9 protein-coding genes and 1 pseudogene are annotated in these 7098 nt (G+C 64.8%); 7 read left to right on the forward strand and 3 right to left on the reverse strand.

Annotation, left to right across the window (positions count from 1 at the left end; all coding sequences use genetic code 11):
• Positions 1–134: 134 nt before the first annotated feature.
• Complete coding sequence (locus ACLMAL_RS12615; RefSeq protein WP_411999230.1) at positions 135–1139, reverse strand: acyl-CoA dehydrogenase family protein; 1005 nt, start codon at positions 1137–1139, stop codon at positions 135–137.
• Positions 1140–1381: 242 nt separating this feature from the next.
• On the opposite strand from ACLMAL_RS12615, the gene ACLMAL_RS12620 reads away from it, so the two are divergent.
• The 7 genes and pseudogenes from ACLMAL_RS12620 (at position 1382) to ACLMAL_RS12650 (ending at position 5478) form a co-directional block, all read left to right on the forward strand.
• Complete coding sequence (locus tag ACLMAL_RS12620; RefSeq protein WP_411999231.1) at positions 1382–1669, forward strand: hypothetical protein; 288 nt, start codon at positions 1382–1384, stop codon at positions 1667–1669.
• 917 nt (positions 1670–2586) lie between these two features.
• A complete protein-coding gene (locus ACLMAL_RS12625) occupies positions 2587–2931 on the forward strand; it encodes a transposase (protein ID WP_411999232.1) in 345 nt (114 codons plus the stop codon).
• A 179-nt stretch (positions 2932–3110) separates the two neighbouring features.
• On the forward strand, positions 3111–3476 hold the full coding sequence (locus ACLMAL_RS12630; RefSeq protein ID WP_411999233.1) for a hypothetical protein: 366 nt from the start codon (positions 3111–3113) through the stop codon (positions 3474–3476).
• 58 nt (positions 3477–3534) lie between these two features.
• Entirely contained in the window at positions 3535–3852 is a 318-nt protein-coding gene (locus tag ACLMAL_RS12635) for an integrase core domain-containing protein (RefSeq protein ID WP_411999234.1), read from the forward strand.
• Between the two features lie 271 nt (positions 3853–4123).
• Positions 4124–4627 carry a hypothetical protein gene (locus ACLMAL_RS12640; RefSeq protein ID WP_411999235.1) on the forward strand — a complete coding sequence of 168 codons (504 nt, stop codon included), beginning with the start codon at positions 4124–4126 and terminating at the stop codon, positions 4625–4627.
• Positions 4628–4770: 143 nt separating this feature from the next.
• Positions 4771–4887: pseudogene (locus ACLMAL_RS12645) on the forward strand (IS481 family transposase); the annotation flags it as partial.
• Between the two features lie 258 nt (positions 4888–5145).
• Entirely contained in the window at positions 5146–5478 is a 333-nt protein-coding gene (locus ACLMAL_RS12650; RefSeq protein WP_411999236.1) for a hypothetical protein, read from the forward strand.
• 162 nt (positions 5479–5640) lie between these two features.
• Here ACLMAL_RS12650 and ACLMAL_RS12655 read toward each other — a convergent pair whose 3' ends face one another.
• Positions 5641–5985, reverse strand: coding sequence for a transposase (locus ACLMAL_RS12655; RefSeq protein WP_411999237.1), 345 nt, complete (start codon positions 5983–5985; stop codon positions 5641–5643).
• Positions 5986–6234: 249 nt separating this feature from the next.
• A complete protein-coding gene (locus ACLMAL_RS12660) occupies positions 6235–6837 on the reverse strand; it encodes a hypothetical protein (RefSeq protein ID WP_411999238.1) in 603 nt (200 codons plus the stop codon).
• Positions 6838–7098: the final 261 nt, after the last annotated feature.

A 7098-nucleotide genomic window follows, 5' to 3' on the forward strand; every position in this document is an offset into this window, starting at 1 on the left:
TGCAGGTGCTACCCCGGGGCTGAGCGGTCGCCGGCTTTCGTGGCGGCCCTCGAACGCACCACCCGGCCCGGCACACGGCTCGGCCCGCCCACCTGCGACATCGTGGTGCGGCACCGGCTTCGGCCCGAGCGGGTTCAGCCGTGGGCGAGCCCGTCGACCAGTAGTGCGCGTGTTTCCGGGAGGGTCGTTGCGACCAGCGTGAACGTGGCCTCGCGCATCAGCCGTTGCGCGGGATGCCCGGTCCCGAGCGCCGCCGATCCGCTCGCTGCGACCAATGTAGCCGCGGACCGCAGCGCGACCGCTCGCGCTTTCTGCAGCATGTCCGGATCGGGTGCGTTGTCCAATCCGGCTTGTACGCTGTGCCATTGCTCGCGCAGCAGCGATGCGGGAACCGCGGAGATCTGTTCGAGCAGGTCGATCGCCCGCTCGGCTATCCCACAAGCCACCGCACCGTTGAGTCGCGAGCCGATGGTCTGGGCGGTGCAGAAATCGCTGAGGGCTGCCACGCCGCTCACCCGGTCGTCGGGTAGCAGGTGGTTGTCGAACCGCAGCCGTACCGTCGCGGTGGCCTGGCCCGCGACCAGGCCGACCGGAGTGGCCGACAAAGTCTCGGCGGCCGTGGCTTCGATCAGGCCCGAGACCACCGTGTCCGCAGCGTCCGCGGTTTTCTCCCGCGCCGCCACCTGTAGCAGGTCCACGACTCCCCATCCGCTGGCAAACAGCGCGTCACCGGTCAGCAGATATCCGCCGTCGATCCGAGTCGCCCACAGTTTCGCCGGTTGCACGATCGCGCCCGTGAATGCCGCGCCCGCACGCTTGCGACCGCTTACCAGGTCGGCGAGGAAGCTCTCGCGCAGGTCCGCGTTCGCGGTGTTTGCCAGGCTGCGCACCGCCGAGTGATGCTGCAACCAGATGAACGCCGTCGACAGGCAGCCACCGGCGAGCACTTCGATGATCCGCGCGATGTCGGACAGCTCGAGCCCGGCCACCGCCACGCCGTAGAGCCCTTCCGCGGCCAGTGCTTCCCAGTGCCGGGCGGGCACCACGCCGTCCAGATCGACCGCCGCCGCGTCCGGATACAGCACCTCTTCGGCCACACGCTGCGCGCGTTCGATCAACGACCGCTCATTGTTCGTCATCGGAAACCGTCCTCGACTCATTTCGGAATGTCGACCGATAGTACGAAAGTTTCCGGAGTCCTTGGGCGACTTTACGTTTCACGCCGTTGACGATGCCTCGATGATCCAGTCTCTGCGTCGGAATCAGGTGCGTAGGGAGTGGATGTGGCGAAAGACTAAGTGGTGGAACGGAATACGACTTCATATTGGGCTAGTGCTCCAGCATCATTTCGTGATGTTGTTGGGTAGCATAAGTTTTCGTTATGGTTGATGAGGATCTGGCTGCGTGGACGGCTGGTCTGGAGGAGTTGTTCGCGCGGGTGGCGGCGAGGCTTCATCGGGTGGAGCCGCGATTGCGGGCGCGAGCGCATGTGCGGGGCCTGTTGGCGCCGTTGGTGGGGAAAAACGGGTGGACGTTGGCTGAGGCCACGGGTGATCTGACACCGCACGGGATGCAGCGGCTACTCAACGCGGCGGCGTGGGACGTCGACGGAGTCCGTGACGAGGTGCGAGCGTATGCCGTCGAGCACCTGGGCGACGCAGTTCGGTGACCGCCCTCGCTGGAGGTCTCCTCCGTCGACGGGCCCGAACTCGATATGACACCCTGTTCGGCGAGCAGATGACGCGCGAACCGGACGCCGGGTGAATGCGAGAACGTAGACTCGGCGAGGTCGGTTCGTCTTGAGTCGAGGAGCATGGCAGCTACATGAGCGCCACGTCCAAACGTCCATTCCCCCTGCTCCAACCGGCATCTGCTTCTCAGCAGGTGTGCTCGTGCCGTGTCCAACCAGAAGTAGGTCTGCCGCTCCATCGCCATCGACGTTGGCAGGCGGGTACCACGAGAAATCTCGACAGCTTTCTCCGGGTTACCGAGGTCGACTTCGGCGCATATCTGGTACAGCTTTACGTTCGTCGGGCCGACAACGGTGTCGTAGACGACGCGGTCACCGAATCCTTGGGCGAGCCTCGCAGCCTCAGCGAACCTCCCCGCTGGATTCGCCCAGCCACGGTGATTCGCACTTTGCTGCTCTAGTCCGCGAGGCGATCCGCCTCACCGAGAAAGCTTCTCGCGCGTCGGGGCCAGATATCCCACTGACGCCCAACTCGAGTCGGGCGCGCGGGTAGGGGAAGCCCGGTCCGGTAGCCCGGTCCGGCCGGGCATTCACCCCCAACACCAAAAGACGGCCCGACCCCCACAAGGGATTGGGCCGTTCCTACTCCTGATGGAGGAACTCATGAAGCTCGCTATCAGAGCCGCCATCGTGGCGTGCGCAATCACTGCGTCGACGGCCACGATTGCGCACGCCGAACCCGCTGCCCCGGTAGCTGACAACGTAGTGTGCTTCGTTAGCGCACTCGACCCTTGGAAGACCGGCCACAACTCGATTGCTTCTCTCGTGCGTCAAACTTTCTGGCAGGGTTGCTCGGTTTACGCTCCGGGCACATCGAGTCAGGAAGGAGCCTTCCCGTGACACGGTCGCGACGGTCGAAGATTCCAGTCGAGGACAAGGTGCGGGTGGTGTTGTCGGTACTGGCCGGGGAGATGAGCGCCGCGGAGGCCGCCCGGCGGCGCGGGGTGAGTACGGCCTCGGTGGGCAAGTGGAAGCAGGCGTTCCTGGAGGCTGGAGCCAAGGCGCTGGATGAGATTCCTTCCGGTCGCGCCGGGGTGCAGGGTCCGCCGGAGCAGCGGCGGTTGCGGATGGAGAACGAGCAGCTGAAGCTGGCGCTGGCTGAAGCTACGGTGCAGCTGCGGGTTTGGCAGCACGGCGCGGCCTTGGTGGATCAGGTCCCTTTGTTGACCTCGAAGCCCTGAGAGCGGCAGTCCGACTGCCGGTTTCGAGGTTCGCTCGACTGACCGGCATTCCGGAGCGTACCTATCGGCGACGACCTGGCGCGGCTCCGTGACGGGGAGCCGCCGCGAGGTCCGTGGCCTTCGCCGAAGGTCGAGCGGTTCGAGGCCATCGCGGCGAAGTACGCCGAGGCGTGGCCGGCATGGGGCCATCGCAAGATCGCAGATTGATGCGCGCCGACGGCTACGAGGTATCCACCTCGACTGTGGAGCGGGCGTTGCGGCGGCGTGGGTTGTTGCTGCCCACGGGGTTTCGGGCCGACCGCAAGTCGTGGGCGATGCTGCGGCGCAAGGTGTTTCGCGATCCACCGACGCACCGTAATCGGGTGTGGCAGACCGACTTCAGCGAATTCGAGACGATGGGTGGCGGGATCTGGCGGATCTGCGCGGTGATCGACTACGCCACGAAATACTGCCTCGCCGTCACTGTGACCCCGACAGCACGCGGCGCTGACGCGTTGGTATGCCTGCGGCTCGCCATTGCCGAAGCTGAGCGCATCACTGGCTGACCTGCGTACCGATCGTGGACGGGCCGAGGTGCTCGGGCCGGTCGGGGAAGTGCTCGGCATGGCACCTTCGCCGATCGCGGTGGTGTCGGATAACGGGCCGTGCTTCCGCGGGGAGGTGTTCAAGACCGCGTTCACCGGACCGGACCCGCTACTGCGGCATGTCCGCACCTGGGTGCGCTCGCCCCAGACCAACGGCGTGATCGAGCGGTTCTTCGGCACCTTGAAATACGAGCATCTCTTCCGGGGCTCGATCGCTGATGGTGACGCGCTGGACATGGAGGTTCACCGGTTCCGGATCATCTACAACACGATCAGACCGCACCAGGCGCTCGGCGACCGAACACCCAGCATGGTCTACACCGGCTGTGCCCGCTGATCTTTCGAATCCGCGCTGGCCGTTTCGGTCAGCGCGGCATGTGGATAGTTAGAGAGGACGTTCCATGTCGCTGTACGACATTCATGTACCGCTGAATGATCCCGCATCCGAGCTGCTCGATAAGGTCCTCTAGTTGTGCCATCTCATGAGGTTGGTTCCACGGTGTTGGGGGACACGGTTGCCCGGTGGCTGGTGTCCGATGCCAGCATGAGCTTCCAACTCTGGGAAATGGATAGCCTCCGGCGAGAATGGACCGCTGATGGGAGCGGACATGAACATCGAGGACATGCTGGACCGGCTCGGCTTGGTGATCGTGCCGCCGCCGGTGGGCGGAGTGGTCCCGGTTCCGTGGGAGCTCGGGCGCGAGGTGATCGGTTTCCAGCTGCCCGCGGACTACCGGGCGTTCGTTGACCGGTACGGGATGGTGAGCATCAGCGACGAGCTGCACATCTACACACCATCAGCAGCGCTCAGTCCCCAGATCGGGGAGCCGCCGGGTTTCGAGGGATTCCTGTACGCCACGACGGATCCCTACGGATACTGCGCCATGCTGGCCCAGGCCTACCAACGCGAGGACTACGACGAGTGCCCGTATCCGCTGTTCCCGGCCGAGGGCGGGCTTTTGAAGTGGGGCAACAACTGGAACGCCGACCAGTTCTTCTGGCTGATGCGCGGCCCGGACCCGGACCGGTGGCCGGTCGCCGCCAAGTTCGACTCGATGCGGGAGTGGGACCTGTTCGAGGGCGGCTTCCTGGAGTTCCTGCTGGCGGCGTGACGGAACAGTATCCATACCATGGGGACGTCGTTCCCGGCGGGATGAAGCAGGTCGGCGATGGCCGTGATTATCGCCCTCGGGGTGACTGGTCGAAGCAGCTGTGGCACTGAAACCCGCGAACATGGTCAACAGCCATGCCCGGGCGGCTTGGCATCCAAACGAACCGGATCGGGACAGGCCGGGTCGGCTACACCTACCTGCACATCGCCCTCGACGACCATTCGCGGCTGGCCTACACCGAAGCCACCGATCAGCCGCGTCCCGCTCTGCATCTACCGGCTCACCGACACCGGGGTAGCCGTCCCAACCTTCCTGCCGCTGGAACCCGAACAGCTCGTCTTCGAGATCGACATCGTGGAACCGACGTCATGAGACACAACATCTAGTTCATTCCGCTCCGAAGAACGCCAGACCCGTCGAGGTCGTCTCAGCGTTGCTCCCCGGCCCGCTTCCATCGGTTCGGTACGCTGTTCGCCGCGGGTGAAACAGTCTTCCGAGTCGGGAAGGAACCCTTTGCGATGCAGGTACACGACAGTACGACCCTGTTCAGTCAGGACAGTGACACATTCGCTGCGGCGCAGGTGGCGCTGGCCGAACGCGAGGCGCGCGACCGCGGCTGGTGGCACGTGATGAGCCGATGCTTCTCCCCCGAGTCACGCGTCGAGTTCAGCTGGTTCCAAGGCTCCGGCGCGGACTTCGTCACCGCGTCGCAAAAGATGCGAGCAGACGGCGTGTCCTCCCGTCACCGCCTGGGACCGCCCATCGTCCACCGGCTCGACAATCGCGCCGTGGTCGTACTGCCCGCCGCCATCGAGCTATACCCGACCGGTGTGCGGCCTGGTCGGCCTTGATCGGGATCGTCGCCTTGATCCCGCGTTGGCGCAGGTGTGCGCGGTTGGCGCGGGAGCTGTAAGCGCTTGTCGGCGCGCACCCGCTCCGGCCGGGTACGCGGACGCCCGGTCCCGAGACGCGGCACCGCGATGCCGTCGAGCACGGCCGTGAACTGCGGGCTATCACCGCGCTGACCCGCGGTGATCACGATCGACGACACCTTGCGCCCCTGCTCGCAGGCCAGGTGTGTCTTGGTCGTCCAGCCACCACGAGAACGCCAGCGCCCACACTCCCACGCGTTGCCAACGGCGGAACAGCCCGTACACCGTCTGCCAGTGCCCGTAACAGTCGGGCGCGTCCCGCCACGGTGTCCCGCATCGGGTGCGCCATCGGATCCCGTCGATGAGCTGTCGTTTCGTCCATTTCGGCAGGCGGCCCGCCTTCTTGCCACGAGGCAGTAGCGGTTCCAGCCGCGTCCATTGGGCGTCGGTCAGATCCGCTCGCCTCGTCACCGATCCGCTGGACACGAGGTCTCCGGTATTCAGGTTCTTCTTCGTCGCTGAACCATCTATCGGAGACCTCGCTTCACATGGTCACCGACATGCCAACGCAGACAACACCTTCCGGACCACACAGCTGAGGGCATCACGCAGTGACGCCCTCAGCGCAACCTACTTTCAAACACTGACTTGATGACGGACTGCTCCACAGACGACCGTATACGTCGCGATGCCACGCCCCGGCGCCAGACGGTTCGCCGAACAGGGACATCACCATCAGAAGCTGTTCCATTCCTCGCGCGGGATGCGGCCCTCGCTGGTATCGCAGCAGTGTTCGGCCCATTCCCGCGCCACGAACACCGGCCGGGTCAGCACCGCATCACCCGCCCGCTGCGCCCGAATCACCACTCCGAGCGATTCCGAGCCGGGGTCTGCCTGCTGCGAATAGCGCGGCTCCTTGCTCTGCGTCGTGGCGTACTCGAGGAACTGGTCTTCCAGCTGGGACGGCACCTGCGCCACCAGTTGCATGCCCTCCAGCGTCACCTGCGGACCGGCAAGAGCATTCACCACAACACATGCCAACCCGACAGTGTCGTCGAAGTAGGTAGTGACCGCTGGCTTGAACGGCTCGATCCCTGCAAGTTCGAACCGGATCCAGGACTCTCTGCCGGGATAGCCCCTCGAGACATGAGTCGTGAGGATTCCGTCTACGGCGTCCCTAACCTGCGGAGGACTCATGCCGAACTGCAGCGGCCCGACGTTCACGAACGGAGTGAACGTCCACTGCGGGCGCTGTGCCTTGTCCAGGACGTTCCATACGCTTACCACCGCCGCTACCCCCATCCGGTCGGAGCGCTCCGCAAGCATCGAAGTCGCCAAGTAATCGTATCGGTGCCATCAACGCTAGCGGCCCCCCGCTGGGCCGTCCGGCTCACCGAAAAGTCTCAGGGTCCGGACCTCCGACACGGGTGAGGGCGGGCACACACCCGCCTACACCGACTTTCAAAACACGGGCTTGAGTTTTAACGTTTGAGGTCGTGCTCGGGGACCCGAGTTGATCATGAACGAAGCCCTTGACTGATGATTTGTCTTGCGACAGAACAAATCTCAGACTCAAGGGCTTCGGTGAATAGTGTGCAC

The organism is Nocardia sp. CWNU-33 (assembly GCF_046764895.1).
In the GTDB taxonomy this organism is placed as follows: Bacteria; Actinomycetota; Actinomycetes; order Mycobacteriales; family Mycobacteriaceae; genus Nocardia.